Origin of the sequence: Paracoccus sp. ME4 (genome assembly GCF_046736325.1) — a bacterium.
GTDB lineage: Bacteria > Pseudomonadota > Alphaproteobacteria > Rhodobacterales > Rhodobacteraceae > Paracoccus.
In genome coordinates this window covers 456,335-476,759 of the sequence record NZ_CP151276.1, presented here as the reverse complement: position 1 = coordinate 476,759, position 20,425 = coordinate 456,335, and the positions used below count along the sequence as shown (strand labels likewise).

The following is a 20,425-nucleotide window of genomic DNA, read 5'->3' as shown; positions in this document are numbered from 1 at the left end:
TTGCAACGACGCATCGCCTGGCGCGACATCAAAGCCACATCTGCAGCGCCGGGATCAGCGGAATATCGGCCGCAGGCATGGGGTAATCGCGCAAATCGCGTGCCCGGACCCAGGCCAAGGCCTGATTTTCGCGCGGCTGGACGATTCCCTCCCACCGGCGGCAGGCAAAGACCGGCATCAGCAGATGGAACGTGTCGTAACTGTGACTGGCGAAGGTCAGGGGCGCCAGGCAGCTGTTCCAGGTCCGGATGCCCAGCTCCTCCTCCAGCTCGCGGATCAGCGCGGCCTCGGGGGTCTCTCCGGGTTCGACCTTGCCGCCAGGAAACTCCCACAGCCCGGCCATCGACTTGCCCTCCGGGCGCTGTGCCAGAAGCACGCGCCCGTCGGGATCGATCAGCGCCACGGCCGAGACGAGGACCGTCTTCACGACCGGTAATCCGCGTTGATGTCGATGTAGCCATGCGTCAGATCGCAGGTCCACACCGTCCGCGCGCCCTGCCCCAGCCCCAGATCGACGCCGATCCGCAGATCCTGGTTCCTCATGTAGGCGCTGGCGGCGGCCTCGTCGTAATCGGGGTCGCGCCAGCCGTCGCGCGCCAGGACCATGTCGCCAAAGCGGATGGTCAGCCGGTCGCGGTCGGCCTCGGCGCCCGACTTGCCCACGGCGGCGACGATGCGGCCCCAATTGGCGTCCTCTCCGGCGATGGCGGTCTTGACCAGCGGCGAATTGGCGATGGCCATGGCCACGCGATGCGCGTCGGCATCATCGGCGGCACCGGTCACGGCGATCTCGACGAACTTGGTCGCGCCCTCGCCGTCGCGGACGACCTGATGGGCCAGGTCGCGCATCACGCCATGCAGCGCGGTCACGAAGGCTTGGCCCGCATCGCCCTCCAGGTCGGTGATCGGCGCGCCCGCCCCCTTCCCGGTCGCGGCCAGGATCAGCGCGTCCGAGGTCGAGGTGTCGCTGTCCACCGTGATCGCGTTGAAGGTCGCGTCCAGCCCCGAGGACAGCGCCTGCTGGAGCACGCCCGCCGGGACGGCCGCGTCGGTGAACAGATAGACCAGCATCGTCGCCATGTCGGGCGCGATCATCCCCGAGCCCTTGGCGATGCCCGCGATCCGGGTGCCGTCGGGCAGGGTCGCCGAGGCGCCCTTGGGGAAGGTGTCGGTGGTCATGATCGCGCGCGCCGCATCGGCGATGCCGCCGGCGTCCAGGCCCCGGGCCAGGTCGTCCACGATGGCCACGATCCGCTCATGAGGCAGCGGCTCTCCGATGACCCCGGTCGAGGAGGTGAAGACCCGCCCCTGCGGCAGGTCCAGCGCGCCGGCCACCGCGGAGCAGACGGCATCGACCGACTGCTGGCCCCGCGCGCCGGTGAAGGCGTTGGCATTGCCGGAATTGATCAGGATCGCCGCGCCCTGGGGCGCGTCGCCCCCCTGCGCCAGCTTGGCCTGGTTGTCCAGCACGCAGGCCGCGCGGGTCGAGGACCGGGTGAAGGCCCCGGCCACCGTGCTGCCCGGCGCGATGCGGATCAGCGTGACGTCGGTGCGGCCCTGATACTTGATGCCCGCGGCGGCGCTGGCGAAATCGACGCCCGCTATGGCGGGCAGGTCGGGAAAGCGCGCGGGCGCCAGGGGCGAGACGGGAAGCCCGGCCTTGCCCATCACTCGGACTCCAGCAGGTCGGCGTCGTTCAGCCGCGCGGGGTCGACGCCTTCGGTCTTCTGCACGTCGGCCTCCTCGACCAGACGGGCGATCTGGGCCTCGACCTTCTCGCGCAGGACCATCTGGCTGATCTGGTCGCGGACCTCGGCCAGCGGGGGTGCCTCGCGCAGGCGGGTCTCGTTCAGCTTGATGACGTGCCAGCCGAACTCGGTCTCGACCGGGTCGCTGATCTGGCCCGGCTCCAGCGCGGCCACGGCCTCGGCGAAGGGCGGCACCATCTGGTCGGCGGCGAACCACCCCAGATCGCCGCGATTCGGACCCGAGGGACCGGTGGAGTTCGCCTCGGCCACGTCGCCGAAATCGGCGCCGCCCTCGACCTCGGCCTTCAGCTCGGCGGCCTTCTCCTGGCTGTCGACCAGGATATGGGCGGCGTTGTACTCGGTGACGCTGCCCGCGTCCTGGAACAGCTGGTCATAGGTCGCCTGCAGCTCGGCATCGGTCGGGTCGGTCGCGGCGATCTGGGACACGGCGGCGCTGGCCAGCGTGTTGCGGCGCTGCAGCTCCAGCTGGGCGCGCACGCCGGCATCCTCGGTCGCCGAGGCCGCGACGGCGGTCTGGCGGATCAGCTGGTCCAGCATCAGGTCCCACAGCGCCTGGTCGGGCATCTCGGCCATGGCGGGGTCCTGGATCGACTGCTTCATGACGATCATCTGGCCCAGGGTGATCTCCTGCCCGTCCACGGTGGCGACGACCTGGTCGGCGTCCTGGGCAAGGGCGGGCGCGGCGGCCATCGGCGCCCCGATCAGGGCGGCGGCCAGCAGGATCGATCGGGTCATGGAGGGTCCTTTGCATGGGGCGGCGCGCCCGCTGCCGGGCCGGGCCAACATTGACAGTCAGGCGGGCGGGGCCTACATCCAAGCCAACTCCGTGGAAGGCGCCGCCGCCGCGTTCGTTCAGGCCCCTGATACGGCAATGCGGCCGGTGCGGGCAAGTGGGCCGCAGCGAACGTGCCTTTCCCAACAACGTGATGGCGAAGGTAACATGATCGGTAATCTGGCAAAGATGGTCTTTGGGACGCCCAATGACCGCAAGGTCAAGGGGACCCGCCCCCTGGTCGCACGCATCAACGCCCTGGAGGAGCAGTTCCGGGCGCTGTCCGACGAGGGGCTGATCGACAAGACCCGCGAATTCCAGACCCGCGTGGCGGGCGGCGAGGCGCTGGACGACATCCTTCCCGAGGCCTTCGCCAACTGCCGCGAGGGCGCGCGCCGCGCCCTGGGCCTCAGGGCCTTCGACACGCAGCTGATGGGCGGGATCTTCCTGCATCAGGGCAACATCGCCGAGATGAAGACCGGCGAGGGCAAGACCCTGGTCGCGACCTTTCCCGCCTATCTGAACGCGCTGTCGGGCAAGGGTGTGCATGTCGTCACCGTGAACGACTATCTGGCCAAGCGCGACGCGGAATGGATGTCCAAGGTCTATGCCGCCCTGGGCATGAACTGCGGCGTGGTGGTGCCCTTCCAGCCTGAGGGCGAGAAGCGCGAGGCCTATGCCTGCGACGTGACCTATGCCACCAACAACGAGCTGGGCTTCGACTATCTGCGCGACAACATGAAGGGCAGCGTGGCCGAGATGGTCCAGCGGGGCCACAACTATGCGATCGTCGACGAGGTCGATTCGATCCTGATCGACGAGGCGCGCACGCCGCTGATCATCTCGGGACCCAGCCAGGACCGCAGCGAGCTCTACAAGGTGCTGAACGCCTATGTGCCGCTGCTGACCGACGAGCATTACAAGCTGGACGAGAAGGCCCGCAACGCGACCTTCACCGAGGAAGGCAACGAGTTCCTGGAGCGCCGCCTGCAGGCCGATGGCGTGCTGCCCGAGGATCAGACGCTGTACGATCCGGAATCGACGACGATCGTCCATCACGCCAGCCAGGCCCTGCGCGCCCACAAGCTGTTCCTGAAGGACCAGCACTACATGGTGCGCGACGGCGAGGTGATGCTGATCGACGAATTCACCGGCCGCATGATGAAGGGCCGCCGCCTGTCGGACGGCCTGCACCAGGCGATCGAGGCCAAGGAGGGCGTGGACATCCAGCCCGAGAACGTGACCCTGGCCAGCGTCACCTTCCAGAACTACTTCCGTCTCTACGAGAAGCTGTCTGGCATGACCGGCACCGCGTCCACCGAGGCCGAGGAATTCGCCGAGATCTACAAGCTGGGCGTGGTCGAGGTGCCGACGAACCGCGGCATCGCCCGCATCGACGAGCATGACCGCGTCTATCGCACCGCCGCCGAGAAATACGCGGCCGTGGTCGAGGCCATCAAGGAGGCCCATGCCAAGGGCCAGCCCACCCTGGTCGGCACCACCAGCATCGAGAAGTCCGAGATGCTGTCCGAGATGCTCAAGCGCGAGGGCGTGCCGCACAACGTCCTGAACGCCCGCCAGCACGAGGCCGAGGCGCAGATCGTCGCCGATGCCGGCAAGCTGGGCGCGGTGACCATCGCCACCAACATGGCCGGCCGCGGCACCGACATCCAGCTTGGCGGCAATGTCGAGATGAAGGTGATGGAGGCGCTGAAGGCCGACCCCGAGGCCGATCCCGACGCGTTGCGCGGCCGCATCGAGGCCGAGCATGCCGACGAGAAGGCCCGCGTCCTGGAGGCGGGCGGCCTGTTCGTCCTGGGCACCGAGCGTCACGAGAGCCGCCGCATCGACAACCAGCTGCGCGGCCGGTCGGGCCGTCAGGGCGACCCCGGCCGCTCGCTGTTCTTCCTGTCGCTGGACGACGACCTGATGCGGATCTTCGGGTCCGAGCGTCTGGACAAGGTCCTGTCCACCCTGGGCATGAAGGAAGGCGAGGCGATCGTGCACCCTTGGGTGAATAAGTCCCTGGAGCGTGCCCAGGCCAAGGTCGAGGGGCGCAACTTCGACACGCGCAAGCAACTGCTGAAGTTCGACGACGTGATGAACGACCAGCGCAAGGCGATCTTCGGCCAGCGCCGCGAGATCATGGACAGCGACGAGGTCGGAGAGATCACCGCCGACATGCGCCACCAGGTCATCGACGACCTGATCGACAGCTATCTGCCGCCGCGCAGCTATGCCGAGCAGTGGGACGTCGAGGGCCTGAAGGCCGCGATCCGCGAGCGGCTGAACCTGAACCTGCCGGTGGCGGACTGGGCGGCCGAGGACGGCGTGGACCATGACGTGATGCGCGAGCGGATCACCGAGGCCAGCGACGCCTACATGGCCGACAAGGCCGCCGCCTTCGGTCCCGAGACCATGGTGCAGATCGAGAAGCAGGTCCTGCTGCAGCAGATCGACCAGAAGTGGCGCGAGCATCTGCTGACGCTGGACCATCTGCGGTCTGTCGTGGGCTTCCGCGGCTATGCGCAGCGCGATCCGCTGGCGGAGTACAAGACCGAAGGGTTCCAGCTGTTCGAGACGCTGCTGGACGGGCTGCGCTTCGACGTGACGCAGCGGCTGGCGCAGATCCGCCCGCTGACCCAGGCCGAGCGCGACGAGATGACCGCCCAGATCACCCGTCAGCAGCAGCAGGCCCGCGCCGAGATGGAGGCCGCCGACGCGGCGCAGCCCGCCGTCGAGGAGGCCACCGCGGCGCCGCGTCCGGGCTTTGACGAGTCCGACCCCGCGACCTGGGGCAACCCGGCGCGCAACGACCTGTGCCCCTGCGGATCGGGCCGGAAGTTCAAGCACTGCCACGGCGCGATCTGACCGCCGGCCGGGGCGCGGATTGCGTCCCGCGACGGCGGTCGCGCCCGCCGGGTGGGGGCCAGGCCCCCACCGCGGCCGGGCGCGACGGAGCGCTGATGCGCCCCTAGCCCAACCGCGGGGGCAGCGACCAGCCGCGCAGCATCTCGTCCGGGGTCATGGGCCGCTTGCCCGCGCGTTGCGCCAGCGTGATGCGCACCGCGCCGCTGCCGCAGGCGATGGTGAAGTCCGGCAGGACCGTTCCCGGTGCGGCCCGACCTTCGGCCACGCTGCTGGCCAGGAGCTTCACGCGTTCGTCGCCGATCATGCACCACGCCCCCGGGAACGGGGACAGGCCGCGGATCTGGCGGTCCACCTGATCGGCGGGCAGGGTCCAGTCGATGCGCGCCTCGGCCTTGTCGATCTTGGCGGCATAGGTCACGCCGTCGTCGGGCTGCGGCACGGCGGGCAGCGGCAGGCGGTTCAGCACGTCGCAGATCAGGTCCGCCCCCATCGTCGACAGGCGGTCGTGCAGGCTGGCCGTGGTGTCGTCCGCGGCGATGGGCGTGCGCGTCAGGGCCAGCACTGGGCCGGTATCCAGCCCCGCCTCCATCTGCATGATCGCAACGCCGGTTTCCGCATCCCCCGCCAGGATCGCGCGGTGGATGGGCGCGGCCCCTCGCCAGCGGGGCAGGATCGAGGCGTGGATGTTCAGGCAGCCAAGGCGCGGCGCGTCCAGCACCGGCTGCGGCAGGATCAGGCCATAGGCCACGACCACTGCCACATCCGCCTCCAGCGCCGCAAAGTCGGCCTGGTCCTGCGGGTCGCGCAGGCGGGCGGGCGTGCGGACCGGGATGCCAAGCTCCTGCGCCGCCAGGGCTACCGGAGAGGGGCGCGGCTTCTGCCCGCGTCCGGCGGCGCGGGGCGGTTGGGAATAAACCGCCACGACCTCATGGCGCGCGGCGATGGCCCGCAGGGCGGGGACCGAGAAATCGGGCGTTCCCATGAAGATCACGCGCATCGGGCAGGCCTCCGGTTGGTGCCTGCCCTCAATGCCCGCGCGGCGGGCGGGCTTCAAGCCCCGCTGCCCACGCCCCAATCGGTGACGGCGTCCTGCATCCGGCGCAGGCGCAGGAGCGCCGAGCCTTCGTCCAGCGCCACGTCGGCGCAGAGGATCGGCTGCCCCGCCGCCACGTCGCGGCAGAGCACCCGCCCGGCGGCCAGATAGTAGGGCACCGGCGCATCGTCCGCGAGCGCCCGCGCGGGCGTCATGCGGCCCGAGACATGCGCGATGCTGTGGTGATGCCCCTCGGCCCGCAGGACGGTGCCGGCGGGCAGGTCGGCATCGGCGAAGGCGGTCAGATCCACGACCGGGCGCGGCGCGCGCGCGCCGGAGGAGACGCCGTGCAGCGCCGCCTCGAACACCGTCGTCGCGGCCTCGAGGCCCAGCAGGTGGCGCGGCAGGCCGATCATCGCGCTGCGCCCGTCGCGGGACACCACATGGCCCTTGTCGCGCAGCATGTCCCAGGTTTCGGCATCGTCGCAGGCCACGGTGACGAAGACCCCGCCCGCGAAGCTGACCTCTCCGGCCAGGCGCAGGCAGTGGAACACGTCCAGCCGCCCCTGCCCCGACAGAAGCCCGCCGTGGTCGGTCATCAGGTCCGCGACCTCGGGGATGCGGGCTACGGGACAGTGCAGGTCGGCGCGGTCGGGCACCAGCCCCAAGGCATTGGCGACCAGCGTCATCTCGCACAGATCCGGCACGGCGCGCTGCGGCAGGGCGGAAAGCGCCTGCGCCCGACCCGCCGCCACCTCGGCCCAGGAACGGCCCGCAGGGTCCAGCCACTGCGCCAGATCCGGCGCGGCGACCGACCGGCCGTTGCTGGCCACCTGCCCCGTGGCGGGGTCAAAGACGAAGTCGTATTCGCTGGACTTGCCCGCCGCGATGATCCGCAGGCCCAGGACCTGCGCCCAGGTGGCCAGCCCGATCAGCAGGCTGGGCTGATCGCCGTCCACCGGCGTCACCACCACGCCCCGCTCGCGCGCCAGGCGCGACAGGATGGGGCCCACGACGCTGTCGGTCTCCTTGGTGACCATCACGACGTGATGGCCGGCGTCGATAGCGATGCGCGCGTGGCGTGCGCCGGCCTCCGGATCGCCGGTGGCCTCCAGCACCACGTCGAGCGGCAGGTCCGCCACCACGGCCAGATCGCCCGCGGCGATCCAGTGGCCCGCATCCCAGGCCGCCCGCGCGGCCCCCGTATCGGCGCAGGGCGCGATCCGCGCGGGGTCCACCCCGACCGAGGCCAGCGCCGCCGCAGCCGCCGCGGCATCGCGGTCCACCGCCACCCGGCAGGCCAGCCCGCCGACCCGCCGCGCCTGCGCCAGATAGCTGCGCCCGAAGCCGCCCGTGCCGATGATGGCGGTCTGGACGGTGCGCCCCTCGCGCCCGGCGAAATGCCCGATCAGGTTCATCCCGCCACCTTGCGGTTGCGCCGCATCCCCAGGACCAGGCCGAGCGTCTTGGGCAGGATCAGCAGGGCCAGCGCGACCAGCATGATCCCGGTGACCAGCGGATTGGCGAAGAAGATCCCCAACGATCCGTCCGACAGGACCATCGACTGATGGAAGGCGTTCTCGGCCTTGTGGCCCAGCACCATCGCCAGGATCATCGGCGCCAGCGGATAGTCCAGCTTGGTGAACATGAAGCCCACGACGCCGAAGACCAGAACCAGCCACAGATCGAAGGTCGCGCTGCCGACCGTGTAGGCGCCGACGAAGCAGATCGCCACGATCATCGGCCCGATGATGGTGAAGGGGATGCGCAGCAGCGCCGCGAACATCGGCACGGTGGCCAGCACCAGGATCACGCCCAGCAGGTTCGACACGTACATGCTGGCGATCAGGCCCCAGACGAAGTCGGGCTGGGTCGCGAACAGCATCGGCCCCGGCGTCAGGCCCCAGATCATCAGCCCGCCCATCATCACCGCCGCCGTGGCCGATGACGGCACGCCGAGGGCCAGCATGGGCAGCATCGCGCAGGTGCCGGCGCTGTGGTCGGCGGTCTCGGGGGCGACGATGCCCTCGGGGCGGCCGGTGCCGAAGGCCGCGCCCTTGCGCGAGGCCTGGCGCGCCACGCCATAGGACATGAAGCTGGCCGCGGTCGGGCCGCCCGGGGTGATGCCCATCCAGATGCCGATCAGCCCCGAGCGGAGCGTGGTCGCCCAGTAGCGGGGCAGTTCGGCGATGGTGCGCAGCACGTCGCGCAGGTCGATCTTCGACGACACGCCGCGGAAGCGCAGCCCCTCCTGCACGGTCGAGAGCAGTTCCCCGATGCCGAAGAGGCCGATCACCACCACGAGGAAGCTGACCCCGCCCAGCAGGTCCGAGAAGCCGTAGGTCAGCCGCACCGTCCCGGTGACGCTGTCCATGCCGACCGAGGCCAGCACCAGCCCCGCCGTCAGCGAGACCAGCGTCTTGCCCGGCGCGGCGCTGCCCATGCCGATGAAGGCGGCGAAGGCCAGGAAATAGACCGCGAAATATTCGGGCGCCCCGAACTTCAGCGCGAATTGCGACGCCCATCCGGCCAGCAGCGTGATGACAAGGATGCCCATCATGGCGCCCACGCCCGAGGACACGAAGGCCAGCGTCAGCGCGCGGGTCGACTGTCCGTTGCGCGCCATCGGATAGCCGTCGAAGGTCGTGGCGACCGATGACGGCTCTCCGGGGATGTTGAACAGGATCGAGGTCGTCGATCCCCCGAACAGCGCGCCCCAATACATCGACGACAGCAGGATGATGGCCGAGGTCGGGTCCAGCGCGAAGGTCAGCGGGATCAGCAGCGACACCCCGTTCGGCGCGCCCAGTCCCGGCAGAACGCCCACGACCAGCCCCATCAGCACGCCCACCACCATCAGCATCAGGTGCATCGGCGTGATGGCGATGGAGAAGCCGTGCAGCAGCAGATCGAAATTGCCCATGGTCCCCGCCCCCTCAGTAGATGCCCAGAAGCGGCTCGATCGGCCCCTTCAGCAGCGGAATCTGGAAGATCACCTCGAAGATGAGATAGAGCGACAGCGCGAAGACCGCCCCCACGGCCAGCCCGAAGGCCAGCCGGAAGCCGCCCTGCTTCCACGCGTTCCACGCGACATAGAGCGTCGTCGCGACATAGAAGCCCAGCAGCAGCATCCCCACCACGAAGGCCGCCATCGCGCCCAGAAAGACCGCGATGCGGCGCAGGTGGTCGCGCGGCAGGAACGGGTCCTGCGGATCGTCCAGCGGATCGGGCGCGCGCTCGGCCCGCGCCGCGATCACCGCGCGGCCCAGGTTCCACAGGCTGGCGCCGATCAGCACCACCGACACCCAGAAGGGGAAATAGCCCGCCTCGGGGCCGTGATCGCTCCAGCCATGGCCCAGCTGCACGGCGCCGACGATGGCCGTGACCCCCAAGGCGCCGGTGACCAGGGCCGTGCCGATCTCGGCCTGGTATCGTTTGACGGTCATCTCCCATTCCCCCCGTTGGTATCGTCTGTCGGATCGGGGGCGGCGCGGGCCGCCCCCGATGCGCTTACTGCGCCGCGGCCTGGACCCAGCCCTCGGCCTCGAAGACCGACACGGTCGCGGCCTCGTTCTCGGCGATGAAGCCGGTCAGCGCCTCTCCGGTCAGCACCGCCGCGGTCTGCGAGGTCTTGGCCAGATAGTCCTGCCATTCCGGGGTCTCGGCCACGCGGGTCAGCACGTCCTGATAATAGGCCACGACCTCGGGGTCGGTGCCGGCCGGCAGCCAGACCGTGCGCGGCATCTGATAGCGCTCGACCGCCAGGCCCTGCTCGGCGCAGGTCGGGATGTCGTGCCAGCCCATGTCGCCGCTGACCGGCTCGGATTCGGCCATCCGCGCGGGCGAGAACACGCAGAGCGGACGGATCGCCCCGGCCTGCCACTGGCCGATGTTCTCGTTGGGGTTGTTCACGTTGGCCGCCACATGGCCGCCCGCCAGCTGGACCGAGGCCTCGCCGCCGCCGTTGAAGGGGACGTACTTGAAGTCGGCGCCGGTGGTCTGCTCGATCAGCGCGACCAGCGTCTCGTCGGTGTCCTTGGACTGGCTGCCGCCGAAGACGATGGTTCCCGGCTCGGCCTTGGCGGCCTCGACCAGCTCCATCGCGGTCTGCCAGGGCGCGTCGGCCTTGACCCAGATCAGGAACTCGTCCAGCGCCAGGGCCGCGACGGGCTGCATGTCGGCGGGCGTATAGGCCAGCTGCGCCACATGCGGCAGCAGATAGACGTTGTTCGTGCCGAAGATCAGCTTGTGCGGGTCGCCCGCATTCTGCTTGGCATAGAGGAACGCCTCGGCCCCCGAACCGCCGCCCTTGTTCAGCACGACCATGTTGCGGTCGACCAGGTCGTTGCGGCTCAGCGCGGCCTGGATGGTGCGGGCAAAGTTGTCCGTGCCGCCACCCGCGCCCGAGGCCACGACGAATTCGACCGGGCGCGTCGGCGCCCATTCGGCCAGGGCGGGCATGGCGGCGGCCAGCATGGCGGTGCCGGCGATCAGGACGGTCTTGATGGTCATTTCGGTTCTCCTCCCGTTTGACGATGGTTCCCGGCGGACCGGGGGTGAAGCCCGGCCGCCTATTCGGCGACCAGAAGGGTCTCGGCGACCACGGCGCGTGCCCAATCGGCGGGCAGCGGGCGCGGCGCGCGGTCGGGGTTCAGCGCCGCCAGGTCGCGCCCGAGGCGCGCGGCCATCAGCGTGGCGCCCAGATCGGCGCGGCCCTGCCCCGCGATGTCGAAGGCGGTGCCATGGGCGGGCGTCACGATGGGAAAGCCGTATCCCGCGATCAGCGTCACGCCGCGGTCGAAGCCCATCAGCTTCATCGCGATCTGGCCCTGGTCGTGATACATGGTCAGCACCGCGTCGAACTCGCCCCGCACGGCCCGCACGAAGACGGTGTCCGACGGGATCGGGCCGGTCGCGTCGATGCCCTCGGCGCGGGCGGCGGCCACGGCGGGGGCGAGGATCTCGTCGTCCTCATGGCCGAAATTGCCGCCATCGCCCGCATGGGGGTTCAGCGCCGCGACACCGATCCGCGCACCGGGCTTGCCCGCGCCCGCCATCACCTCGGCCGTCAGGCGCAGGCTGGACAGGATGCGGTCGGTGCTCAGCGCGTCGGCCACGGCCCGCAGCGGGATGTGGCTGGTGACGCGGGCGTTCCAGACCTCCTCCAGCACGTTGAACTCGCGGCCGCTGCGCGCGGCGCCGATGGCCGCGTCGATGAAGCCGATCTCATCGACATAGCTGGGGCGCGCGAGGCGCATCGAATGCTTGTTGAAGGGCGTGAACATCGCCGCATCCGCCAGACCCGCATGGGCCAGGTGCAGCACGGCGGCGAAGTTCTGCAGACAGGCCGCGCCCGCATCGTCGCCCGACCGGCCGAGGGGCCGCCCCTCGACCGGGCAGTTCGCCAGATCGACCAGCACATGCCCCGCAGGCAGCCCGGCGCCGACCTGATCGGGGCGGATCACCGGCAGGTCCAGCGTGACCCCGGCATGGGCCGCGCCCATGGCCAGCACGCGCGCGTCGCCCACCACGGTGACGTCCAGTGCCCGGATCTCCTCATGGGCCAGCAGCTTGGCGGCCAGTTCGGGGCCGACGCCCCCGGCATCCCCCAGGGCCAAAGCGATACGCATCAGCGATTCTCCATCTGAAATTGGTCTTGAAAGGTCGGGGACATGGCCTCGCCCGCCACCCGCGCGCAGATCGCCAGCGATATGGCCCCGGCATCGGGATGGCCCATGCTGCGCTCGGCCAGGGGCCGGGCGCGGCCCAGTCTCGGCACCAGCGACGCGGTGCCCTGCGCCGCACGCTCGGCCTCGGCCGCCGCACGCGTCCAGGCCTTGTCCAGCCGCGCGCCGGAGGCGACTTCGGCCGCCAGCGCCTGCACGAAGGGAACCAACGCATCGACCAGCGTCTTGTCGCCGGGCAGCGCGCCGCCCAAGCGCGTCACCGCGTCCAGCGCCGCCTCGGCGCCCCGCGCCGCGGTCTGTGCATCGATGGCCGCCGCATCGCCCAGGGTCTGACCCCAGCCCCGCAGCAGCACGCCCCAGATCGCGCCCGAGGTGCCGCCCGCCCGGTCGGCCCAGGCATCGCCCGCCCGCGCCAGCACCGTGCCGGCCCCTGCACCTGCGGCGGCGGCCTTCTGGGCGGCGCGGGCGGCAGCGGCCGATCCGCGCGCCATGCCCTGCCCGTGATCGCCGTCCCCCGCCACCGCGTCGATGCGGCCCAGCTCGGCCTCGGCCTCGGCCATGGCGGCGGCGATGCGGGCAACGAGGCCCGCGACGCAGCCCGCCTGTGCGCGGCTTTCAGGCGCGCCCTGCGGGATCGCGGCCTCGGCGCGGGCCGCGCGGGCCTCGCGGCGCGGACCGGTCGCGGCGATCTGGCCGCGGCGGAAGGCGGGCGCATCGGCGGGGGCGGTCCACAGCGGTGCCAGCTGGTCGTCCAGCCACAGGATCGACAGCGAACAGCCCGCCATGTCCAGGCTGGTGACGAATTCGCCCACCTCGGGTCCGACCGGCGTCAGCCCCGCATCCTGCATCAGGCCCGAGAGGTGGTGCCAGAGGACGAACAGTTCCTCGTACTTCGTGCGGCCCAGCCCGTTCAGGACCACGGCCACGCGGCCGTCATGGCCCTCGGGACGCTCGGCCAGCAGCGGCTCCAGAAGCATCCGCGCCAGATCGGCGGCGGGGGCCAGGGCCTCGCTGCGGATGCCCGGCTCTCCGTGGATGCCCAGGCCCAGGGCCACCTGACCCTCGGGCACGGTGAACAGCGGCGCGTCCTGCCCCGGCAGGGTGCAGCCGTCAAAGGCCAGCCCGAAGGACACCGCGCGGCGGTTCGCCCGCTCGGCCAGCGCCATCACCGCGTCCAGGTCCATCCCGGCCTCGGCCGCGGCGCCCGCGATCTTGAAGACCAAGAGGTCGCCCGCCACGCCGCGCCGCCGCGACGCGTCGCCCTGGGGGGCGCTGGCCACGTCGTCTGTGACGGCCAGGATGCGCGCGTCGATCCCCTCGGCGCGCAGACGCTCGGCCGCGGCGCCGAAGTTCAGCACGTCGCCCGCATAGTTGCCAAAGCCCAGGATCACCCCGCCGCCCTGATCGGCGGCCCGCGCCACCCCGGCCACCGCGCTGGTCGAGGGCGAGGCGAAGACGTCGCCCGCCACCGCCGCATCGGCCAGCCCCGCGCCGACATAGCCCAGGAACGCCGGATAGTGCCCGGACCCGCCGCCTACGACCAGCGCCACCTTGCCCGCGGCACCGGCCTGCGCCCGCAGCGCGCCATGCGGCAGCGGCACGACCCGGTCGGCATGGGCGGCACAGAACCCGGCCAGCGCGGTGCGGGCGAAATCCTCGGGGCGGTCCAGGACCTTGGTCATGCGGAAATCCTCCGGTCGGTCGGTTGGGTGCGGGGGTTCAGGACGGGGCTCTGCGCCAGGATCGCCCGCAGATAGTCGCGGTTCAGCGCGCAGACGCCCAGCCCGTCGCCGCCGTAATGCTCCACCAGGAACGGGCTGGCGAAGCCGTGGGACAGCGCGGTGTTGACCGCCGCGCGCCAGTCGATCGTCCCGCCCAGCAGCGGCGCGGGATGGGTCATGGTGACGCCGGACGGGTCCTCCATCCGGACATAGTTCTTGACGTGCCAGTAGCCCGCATGCGGCGCGCAGAGGCGGATCATCTCCGCCCAGGGGCGAACGGGGCGGTGCAGGCGGATCAGGTTGCCGATGTCCACGTTCAGCCGTACGGCGGGGCAGTCGACATCGGTCACGAAGGCGACCGCATCGGCGGCGCTGCCCAGATAGGTGTCCTCGTACATCTCCAGCGCGACCTGGATGCCCAGATCCTGCGCATGACGGCCCAGCGCACGGATGCGGGACACGGCCAGGGCGCGGATCTCGGGGTCGGCGGGGTTGGTGACGCCGGGCGCGGTCCAGAACCACAGCGCGGCGCGCTGCGCCTCGGTCAGCGGGCCGAACAGCCCGAAGCTGACATGGCCCACCCCCATCCGCGCCGCGCAGTCGACGACCCGGTGGCCATAGTCCAGATGCGCCGCCCCGTGGACCGGGTCGATGACGCTGCGCCGCGAGGTCGAGATGGCCGGCACCGCCAACCCCAGATCGCGGCAGATCGCCGTGAACTCGGCCAGGGCCGCGGGCGGCAGGTCGGCCACGCGCAGCCAGCTGTCGGTCGGATCGACCGCGTCGAAGCCCGCGCCGGCCACCTGCGCCAGATCGCGCGCCCAGGCGCCGGGATCGTCCTGCGCGACGGTGCCGAACGGGATCATCGCGCAGGCGATGGGCCAGGCCTTGGCCGTCCATGGCGGTGAATTGGTCATCGGCCCTCCCCTTCCGAATCATCCCTGATCCGGTCGTAGCACGGGCCTGGTGGCGTATCAATAATTCTGTATACAGCACACAGAAGGCAGCATTGACTTGCGCCTTGCCCCCGTCTAGCGATGATCCTCAAGGAGATCGCCATGACCGACCTGCCCGACACCGATGCCCGCATCGAGCGCCAGCCCCTGCTGGACGCGATCCTGACCCGGCTGCGCGACATGATCATCGAGGGCGCCCTGCCGCCCGGCACCCGCCTGAACGAGGGCCAGATCGGCCAGCAGCTGGGCGTGTCCCGCACGCCCCTGCGCGAGGCGATCAAGTATCTGGCCTCCGAGGGGCTGGTCGAGCTGGTCCCGGCGCGCGGCGCGGTGGTCAAGCAGTTCGGCGCCCGCGAGGTGCGCGACATGCTGGAGGTGATCCGGATGCTGGAGCAGCAGGCCGGCCTGATCGCCTGCGCCCAGGCGAGCGACGCCGGCATCGCCCAGGTGCGGGCGCTGCATGACCGGATGCTGGACTGCTATCAGCGCCGCGACCGGTTGGCCTATTACAAGCTGAACCAGGCCATCCACAGCGCCATCGTGGCCCTGGCCGACAACGGCGCCCTGTCCGAGGTCCATTCCCGCCTACAGACGCGCCTGAAGCGCATCCGCTTCATCGGCCACGAGGGACCCGAGCGGTGGGCCCATGCCGTGGCCGAACACGAAGCCATCATCGCGGCCCTGGAGGCGCGCGACGCCGACGGGCTATCGGCCATCCTGGGCCGCCACCTGACGCAGGCCTGGGAACGGGTCCGCGACGACCTGCCCCAGACCTGACCGCCGGGCGGGCCGTCACCAGAGGAAGTCGTCGCCGTCCATCTGGTTCAGGCGGAAGTCCTCGATCACCAGCCGGTCGGCGCCGAAGGTCAGCACCACGTCGGCGCCGTTCTGGCTGGCCGCCCCGCGCAGCTCGGCAAAGCTGTCCAGCCCCGCGACGCCGCGCAGATCGATCTGGTCGTCACCGTTCTCGAAATCGGTGATGCGGTCCAGACCCTTGGCAAAGACGAAGCGGTCCGCACCCTCGCCACCGGTCATAGTGTCGTTGCCCAGGCCGCCGTCCAGCACGTCGTTGCCCTCGCCGCCGGTCAGGCGGTCGGCGCCCTCGGCGGCGGCCATCACGTCGTCGCCCTCGCCGCCCGTCAGGATGTCGTTGCCCCCGCCCGACGCGATGCGGTCATTGCCTTCATCGCCGGTGATCGTGTCGCGGCCGCCGCCGGAGGTGATGACGTCATCGCCCTCGGCGCCCGTCACGCGGTTGTTGCCCGCCCCGGCCGAGACGGTGTCGTTGCCCTCGCCGGCCAGGATCACATCGCTGCCCGCGCCCGACCAGATGCGGTCGTTGCCTTCGCCGCCGATGACGCGGTTGGCGCCCTCACCGGCCCAGATGCTGTCATTGCCCTCGCCGCCGTCGATCGTGTCGTTGCCGCCCAGACCATACAGGCTGTCGTCCCCCGACCGGCCATAGATCAGGTCGGCCACACCGGTTCCGGTCAGGCGGTTGTCGTCGTCATTGCCAAACAGTCGTGCCATGAAAGGATCTCCTTGGACGGGCGTGTCCGGGCGCGGATCGGTGGGACGCCCTGCCCCCGGTCGCGGACCGCCCACCACTGCGGTCGGTCGCCGTCATAACGGCGCCGCGTGACATTCATTCCATCGCGGACGATCTTTTTTCACGCCTGCGGCATCCGGGCGCAGGCCGGCCCTCAGCGACGGGCCAGCTTGGCCGACCGCGCGACCAGCATCTTGCGGCGCAGCGGCGTCAGATGATCGACATAGACGCGCCCTGCCAGATGGTCGATCTGATGCTGCACGCTGGTGGCCCAGAGGCCCACGAAGTCGCGGTCCTCCATCACCCCCTGATCGTTCAGGAACCGCACCGTCACCGCGCGGGGCCGGGTCACGGGGGCCGAGACGCCGGGCAGGTTCGGGCTCGCCTCCTCGTGGACGCGCATCTGGCCGCTGGCATGCAGGACCTGGGGGTTCGCCATGCGCACCGCCTGGCCCCGCGCGGTGGACGCGTCCACCACCGCCAGCGCCATCATGATGCCGATCTGGGGCGCGGCCAGACCCACGCCGGGCATGGCCTCCATCGTGTCGATCATGTCGTCCCAGATCATGCGGACGGCGTCGGTCACGGCCTCGACCGGGGCTGCGGGGCGGTGCAGGCGCGGGTCGGCATAGGGCAGAAAGGGTCGGGTGGGCATGTCAGTCCTTCACGATCAGCAGGCCGTCCAGATGGTCGGCCTCGTGCTGCGCGATGCGCGCGGCCGCGCCCTCCATGTCGCGCAGATGATAGCGCCCGTCCAGATCGTACCAGCCGATGCCGATGCGCAGCGGCCGCGTGACCGCCACCGGGCGACCGGGGATCGACAGGCACTGCTCCTCCGCGGTCCCGGTCTCGGGGCCCTGCACCAGGATCTCGGGGTCGCAGAGGACCAGCGGATCGGGCGCGCCGTCCTTCCAGCCCGCATCCATCACGAAGATGCGCCGCGCCACGCCGATCTGCGGCGCGGCCAGGCCACGCCCGCCCGCATGATACATCGTCGCCAGAAGGTCGGCCGCCAGCGCGCGCAGCGCCGGGCCGTCCAGGACCCCCACCGGTTCGCAGCGGACCCGCAGGCGCGGATCAGGCCATGTCACGACATCGCGCGCGGTGCCGCCGGCCAGATCGCCCGTCAGTTCGGGTCGTGTCCAGCCGCCGGCACCCGCGCGCTCAGGCACGGGCCATGTCCCGTTTCAGCTTGACCATCTTGCGCGTGATCATCTGGCGGCGGATGGCCGAGAGGTGGTCGATGAACAGCACCCCGTCCAGATGATCCAGCTCGTGCTGCGCGCAGGTCGCCCAGAGCGCGTCGAACTCGCGTTCATGCGTAGCGCCGTCCAGACCCAGCCAGCGCATGCGGATCTCGGCCGGGCGGGTGACCTCGCCATACTGCTCGGGGATCGACAGGCAGCCTTCCTCATAGGTGTTCAGCGCCTCGGATTCCCAGACCACCTCGGGGTTCACCAGGACCAGGGGCGCGCGTTCGGCCTCGGGGTCGCGGGTGGCGTCCATCACGAAGACGCGCAGGCCCACGCCGATCTGGGGCGCGGCCAGGCCGATGCCGGGCGCGTCATACATCGTGGCCAGCATGTCGGCGGCCAGGGTCTCGATCTCGGGCGTGATGCGGGCGACGGGCTGGGCCAGCTTCTTCAGGCGCGGATCGGGATGGATCAGGATGGGTCTCAGGCTCATGTCCCGGATTTAGGGCAAGCCTTCACCATAAGCAACAACCCCGCTATGCAGGACATGTCGCACCCGCAGGAGGCCGCCATGACCCATCTCGACTTCGACCGCATCATCGACCGGCGCGGCACGCATTGCAGCAAATGGGACGACATGCAGGCGGCCTATGGCGTGGCCCCCGATGACGGGCTGGCCATGTGGGTGGCGGACATGGATTTCGCGCCCCCCGCCTGCGTGCAGGCCGTGGTGGACCGCGCCGCCGCGCATGGGGTCTATGGCTATCCCGGCGCGAACCCGCCCTATCTGGCCGCGATCGGCTGGTGGATGGAACACCGCCACGGCTGGCCGATCCGGCCCGAATGGGTGCTGACCTGCGCGGGGCTGGTCAATGCGGTGGCGATGGCGCTGAACGCCTATACGCAGCCGGGCGACGGGGTGATCGTGATGGCGCCGGCCTATCACGCCTTCGGCCGGGTGATCCGCGCGGGCGGGCGCGAGCTGGTGGAGCTGCCCCTGGCCGAACGGGACGGCCAGTACGCCCTGGACTGGGACGCGTGGGAGGGGATGCTGACCGGGCGCGAGCGTCTGCTGATCCTGTGTTCGCCGCACAATCCCGGCGGCCGCGTCTGGTCGGAGGAGGAGCTGGGCCAGATCGCCGATTTCTGCCAACGCCACGACCTGATCCTGATCTCGGACGACATCCATGCCGATCTGGTCCTGCCGGGCAGCCCGCGCCACCGGATGATCGCGACCGTGGCGCCCGAGATTCTGCCACGGCTGGTGACGCTGACGGCGGCGACCAAGACCTTCAACATCGCGGGCGCCCATATCGGCAACGCGATCATCCCCGACCCCGACCTGCGCGCGCGGTTCCAGGGCGCGCTGGCCGCGGCCGGGGTGTCGCCCGCGATGCTGGGCCAGGACATGGTCGCCGCCGCCTATTCGCCCGAAGGGGCGGCCTGGGTCGATGCGCTGGTCGATTACCTGGACGGCAACCGCCGCATCTTCGATGAGGCGGTGAACGCCATTCCGGGGCTGCGGTCCATGCCCCTGCAGGCGACCTATCTGTCCTGGGTCGATTTCCGCGGCACCGGCATGACCGAGGCCGAGATCACCCGCCGCATCCAGGACGACGCCCGCATCGCCGCCAATCACGGCGCGACCTTCGGGCGGGGCGGCGCGGGCTTCATGCGCTTCAACATCGCCACGCCGCGGGCGCGGGTGACCGAGGCGGCCGACCGCCTGCGCGCGGCCTTCGCCGACCTGCAGTGAGCCGGCCGGCCGCGTTGCAACCCGGGGCGGCCCGACCTATATAGCGCCAAACCCGAACCCCAAAGGCATGCCGCATGGTCTATCTGGATTTCGAAAAACCGCTCGCCGACATCGAGGGCAAGGCCGAGGAACTTCGCGCCATGGCCCGCAAGGGCGACGGCACCCTCGATGTCGAGAAGGAGGCCGCGGCGCTGGACCGCAAGTCCGCGGACCTGCTGCGCGACCTCTACAAGACGCTGGACCCGTGGCGGAAGACACAGGTGGCCCGCCATCCCGACCGCCCGCATTGCAGCGACTACATCAAGGCGCTGTTCACGGAATACACGCCGTTGGCGGGCGACCGCGCCTTCGGCGACGACCATGCGGTGATGGGGGGCCTTGCGCGCTTCAACGACGCGCCCTGCGTGGTGATCGGGCATGAGAAGGGCAACGACACCAAGTCGCGCATCCACCATAATTTCGGCATGGCCCGCCCCGAGGGGTACCGCAAGGCGATCCGCCTGATGGACATGGCGCACCGCTTCGGCCTGCCGGTCATCACGCTGGTCGACACGCCCGGCGCCTATCCCGGCAAGGGCGCCGAGGAACGGGGACAAAGCGAGGCCATCGCCCGCTGCACCATGAAATGCCTGGAGATCGGCGTGCCGCTGGTCAGCGTCATCATCGGCGAAGGCGGGTCAGGCGGGGCCGTGGCCTTTGCCACCGCGAACCGCATCGCCATGCTGGAGCATTCGATCTATTCGGTCATCTCTCCGGAAGGCTGCGCGTCGATCCTTTGGAAGGACGCCGAAAAGATGCGCGACGCGGCCGAGGCGCTGCGCCTGACCGCGCAGGACCTGAAGAAGCTGGCCGTGATCGACCGCATCATCGCCGAACCCCTGGGCGGGGCGCAGCGCGCCCCGGATCAGGCCATCGCCGCCGTGGGCGGCGAGATCACGGCCATGCTGGCCGACCTGTCGGAGATGAAACCGGCCCAGCTGATCAAGGACCGCCGCGCCAAGTTCCTGGCGATGGGCTCCAAGGGGCTTGCGGCCTGAGGCACACGCCCCTGTGACCGACCTGCAACAGCCGTCCCGATTTGGGACGGCTTTCGCGTCATGCCATCTTGCGCGGCATGC

At 70.6% G+C, this 20,425-nt stretch carries 19 protein-coding genes; 4 read left to right on the top strand and 15 right to left on the bottom strand.

From position 1 onward, the window contains the following. Positions 1 to 28 precede the first annotated feature (28 nt). Genes AACG61_RS02350 through AACG61_RS02340 form a run of 3 tightly spaced genes read right to left on the bottom strand, consistent with a single transcriptional unit; the run spans position 29 to position 2,504 of the window. Positions 29 to 427, bottom strand: a complete 399-nt coding sequence (locus AACG61_RS02350) for a (deoxy)nucleoside triphosphate pyrophosphohydrolase (RefSeq protein ID WP_411838420.1) — start codon at positions 425 to 427, stop codon at positions 29 to 31. Continuing rightward, positions 424 to 1,668 (bottom strand): bifunctional glutamate N-acetyltransferase/amino-acid acetyltransferase ArgJ, encoded by a 1,245-nt coding sequence (gene argJ / locus AACG61_RS02345; RefSeq protein ID WP_411839448.1) that lies wholly within the window; start codon positions 1,666 to 1,668, stop codon positions 424 to 426. Before argJ ends, AACG61_RS02350 begins: the two co-directional genes overlap by 4 nt. Further along, the gene (locus AACG61_RS02340) at positions 1,668 to 2,504 is read right to left on the bottom strand and encodes a peptidylprolyl isomerase (RefSeq protein ID WP_411838419.1); all 837 of its coding nucleotides are present in this window, start codon (positions 2,502 to 2,504) and stop codon (positions 1,668 to 1,670) included. The genes argJ and AACG61_RS02340 overlap by 1 nt, the downstream gene beginning before the upstream one ends. A 205-nt stretch (positions 2,505 to 2,709) precedes the next feature. Between AACG61_RS02340 and secA the strand changes: the two genes are divergently transcribed. Continuing rightward, positions 2,710 to 5,412, top strand: a complete 2,703-nt coding sequence (gene secA, locus AACG61_RS02335) for a preprotein translocase subunit SecA (RefSeq protein WP_411838418.1) — start codon at positions 2,710 to 2,712, stop codon at positions 5,410 to 5,412. A 103-nt stretch (positions 5,413 to 5,515) separates the two neighbouring features. Here the strand turns inward: secA and fmt are convergent, their stop codons facing one another. The 8 genes from fmt to AACG61_RS02295 all read right to left on the bottom strand — a co-directional run bounded on the left by fmt (position 5,516) and on the right by AACG61_RS02295 (position 14,770). After that, positions 5,516 to 6,409 carry a methionyl-tRNA formyltransferase gene (gene fmt / locus AACG61_RS02330; protein WP_411838417.1) on the bottom strand — a complete coding sequence of 298 codons (894 nt, stop codon included), beginning with the start codon at positions 6,407 to 6,409 and terminating at the stop codon, positions 5,516 to 5,518. Between the two features lie 53 nt (positions 6,410 to 6,462). Further along, complete coding sequence (locus AACG61_RS02325; protein WP_411838416.1) at positions 6,463 to 7,863, bottom strand: NAD(P)H-dependent oxidoreductase; 1,401 nt, start codon at positions 7,861 to 7,863, stop codon at positions 6,463 to 6,465. Further along, positions 7,860 to 9,368, bottom strand: coding sequence for a tripartite tricarboxylate transporter permease (locus AACG61_RS02320; RefSeq protein ID WP_411838415.1), 1,509 nt, complete (start codon positions 9,366 to 9,368; stop codon positions 7,860 to 7,862). The genes AACG61_RS02325 and AACG61_RS02320 overlap by 4 nt, the downstream gene beginning before the upstream one ends. A 13-nt stretch (positions 9,369 to 9,381) precedes the next feature. Beyond that, positions 9,382 to 9,891, bottom strand: a complete 510-nt coding sequence (locus AACG61_RS02315) for a tripartite tricarboxylate transporter TctB family protein (protein ID WP_411838414.1) — start codon at positions 9,889 to 9,891, stop codon at positions 9,382 to 9,384. A gap of 64 nt (positions 9,892 to 9,955) precedes the next feature. Next, entirely contained in the window at positions 9,956 to 10,957 is a 1,002-nt protein-coding gene (locus tag AACG61_RS02310) for a tripartite tricarboxylate transporter substrate binding protein (RefSeq protein ID WP_411838413.1), read from the bottom strand. Between the two features lie 59 nt (positions 10,958 to 11,016). Next, the gene (locus tag AACG61_RS02305) at positions 11,017 to 12,075 is read right to left on the bottom strand and encodes a 4-hydroxythreonine-4-phosphate dehydrogenase PdxA (RefSeq protein ID WP_411838412.1); all 1,059 of its coding nucleotides are present in this window, start codon (positions 12,073 to 12,075) and stop codon (positions 11,017 to 11,019) included. Further along, positions 12,075 to 13,814 (bottom strand): dihydroxyacetone kinase family protein, encoded by a 1,740-nt coding sequence (locus tag AACG61_RS02300; protein ID WP_411838411.1) that lies wholly within the window; start codon positions 13,812 to 13,814, stop codon positions 12,075 to 12,077. Before AACG61_RS02300 ends, AACG61_RS02305 begins: the two co-directional genes overlap by 1 nt. Beyond that, positions 13,811 to 14,770: a sugar phosphate isomerase/epimerase family protein gene (locus AACG61_RS02295; protein ID WP_411838410.1), complete on the bottom strand. Its 960-nt coding sequence runs from the start codon at positions 14,768 to 14,770 to the stop codon at positions 13,811 to 13,813. The genes AACG61_RS02300 and AACG61_RS02295 overlap by 4 nt, the downstream gene beginning before the upstream one ends. A 141-nt stretch (positions 14,771 to 14,911) precedes the next feature. Between AACG61_RS02295 and AACG61_RS02290 the strand changes: the two genes are divergently transcribed. Beyond that, on the top strand, positions 14,912 to 15,586 hold the full coding sequence (locus AACG61_RS02290; protein ID WP_411838409.1) for a GntR family transcriptional regulator: 675 nt from the start codon (positions 14,912 to 14,914) through the stop codon (positions 15,584 to 15,586). Positions 15,587 to 15,601: 15 nt separating this feature from the next. On the opposite strand, the gene AACG61_RS02285 is transcribed toward AACG61_RS02290, so the two are convergent. The 4 genes from AACG61_RS02285 to def (AACG61_RS02270) all read right to left on the bottom strand — a co-directional run bounded on the left by AACG61_RS02285 (position 15,602) and on the right by def (AACG61_RS02270) (position 18,044). Beyond that, complete coding sequence (locus tag AACG61_RS02285; protein WP_411838408.1) at positions 15,602 to 16,339, bottom strand: calcium-binding protein; 738 nt, start codon at positions 16,337 to 16,339, stop codon at positions 15,602 to 15,604. Between the two features lie 173 nt (positions 16,340 to 16,512). Beyond that, the gene (gene def, locus AACG61_RS02280) at positions 16,513 to 17,013 is read right to left on the bottom strand and encodes a peptide deformylase (protein WP_411838407.1); all 501 of its coding nucleotides are present in this window, start codon (positions 17,011 to 17,013) and stop codon (positions 16,513 to 16,515) included. A gap of 1 nt (position 17,014) precedes the next feature. Beyond that, entirely contained in the window at positions 17,015 to 17,530 is a 516-nt protein-coding gene (def, locus tag AACG61_RS02275; protein ID WP_411838406.1) for a peptide deformylase, read from the bottom strand. Then, the gene (gene def / locus AACG61_RS02270) at positions 17,523 to 18,044 is read right to left on the bottom strand and encodes a peptide deformylase (RefSeq protein WP_411838405.1); all 522 of its coding nucleotides are present in this window, start codon (positions 18,042 to 18,044) and stop codon (positions 17,523 to 17,525) included. Before def (AACG61_RS02270) ends, def (AACG61_RS02275) begins: the two co-directional genes overlap by 8 nt. A gap of 78 nt (positions 18,045 to 18,122) precedes the next feature. Between def (AACG61_RS02270) and AACG61_RS02265 the strand changes: the two genes are divergently transcribed. Then, positions 18,123 to 19,307, top strand: a complete 1,185-nt coding sequence (locus tag AACG61_RS02265; protein ID WP_411838404.1) for a MalY/PatB family protein — start codon at positions 18,123 to 18,125, stop codon at positions 19,305 to 19,307. A 74-nt stretch (positions 19,308 to 19,381) separates the two neighbouring features. Then, a complete protein-coding gene (locus AACG61_RS02260) occupies positions 19,382 to 20,344 on the top strand; it encodes an acetyl-CoA carboxylase carboxyltransferase subunit alpha (protein ID WP_411838403.1) in 963 nt (320 codons plus the stop codon). Positions 20,345 to 20,425: the final 81 nt, after the last annotated feature.

Bases quoted from the DNA above. Each gene is read 5' to 3' on its own strand.
- AACG61_RS02315 (WP_411838414.1), bottom strand. From the start codon at position 9,891: ATGACCGTCAAACGATACCAGGCCGAGATCGGCACGGCCCTGGTCACC.
- AACG61_RS02295 (WP_411838410.1), bottom strand. From the start codon at position 14,770: ATGACCAATTCACCGCCATGGACGGCCAAGGCCTGGCCCATCGCCTGC.
- AACG61_RS02260 (WP_411838403.1), top strand. From the start codon at position 19,382: ATGGTCTATCTGGATTTCGAAAAACCGCTCGCCGACATCGAGGGCAAG.
- argJ (WP_411839448.1), bottom strand. From the start codon at position 1,668: ATGGGCAAGGCCGGGCTTCCCGTCTCGCCCCTGGCGCCCGCGCGCTTT.
- def (WP_411838405.1), bottom strand. From the start codon at position 18,044: ATGAGCCTGAGACCCATCCTGATCCATCCCGATCCGCGCCTGAAGAAG.
- AACG61_RS02305 (WP_411838412.1), bottom strand. From the start codon at position 12,075: ATGCGTATCGCTTTGGCCCTGGGGGATGCCGGGGGCGTCGGCCCCGAA.
- def (WP_411838407.1), bottom strand. From the start codon at position 17,013: ATGCCCACCCGACCCTTTCTGCCCTATGCCGACCCGCGCCTGCACCGC.
- AACG61_RS02320 (WP_411838415.1), bottom strand. From the start codon at position 9,368: ATGGGCAATTTCGATCTGCTGCTGCACGGCTTCTCCATCGCCATCACG.
- AACG61_RS02290 (WP_411838409.1), top strand. From the start codon at position 14,912: ATGACCGACCTGCCCGACACCGATGCCCGCATCGAGCGCCAGCCCCTG.
- secA (WP_411838418.1), top strand. From the start codon at position 2,710: ATGATCGGTAATCTGGCAAAGATGGTCTTTGGGACGCCCAATGACCGC.
- AACG61_RS02325 (WP_411838416.1), bottom strand. From the start codon at position 7,863: ATGAACCTGATCGGGCATTTCGCCGGGCGCGAGGGGCGCACCGTCCAG.
- fmt (WP_411838417.1), bottom strand. From the start codon at position 6,409: ATGCGCGTGATCTTCATGGGAACGCCCGATTTCTCGGTCCCCGCCCTG.
- AACG61_RS02310 (WP_411838413.1), bottom strand. From the start codon at position 10,957: ATGACCATCAAGACCGTCCTGATCGCCGGCACCGCCATGCTGGCCGCC.
- AACG61_RS02265 (WP_411838404.1), top strand. From the start codon at position 18,123: ATGACCCATCTCGACTTCGACCGCATCATCGACCGGCGCGGCACGCAT.
- AACG61_RS02285 (WP_411838408.1), bottom strand. From the start codon at position 16,339: ATGGCACGACTGTTTGGCAATGACGACGACAACCGCCTGACCGGAACC.
- AACG61_RS02300 (WP_411838411.1), bottom strand. From the start codon at position 13,814: ATGACCAAGGTCCTGGACCGCCCCGAGGATTTCGCCCGCACCGCGCTG.
- AACG61_RS02340 (WP_411838419.1), bottom strand. From the start codon at position 2,504: ATGACCCGATCGATCCTGCTGGCCGCCGCCCTGATCGGGGCGCCGATG.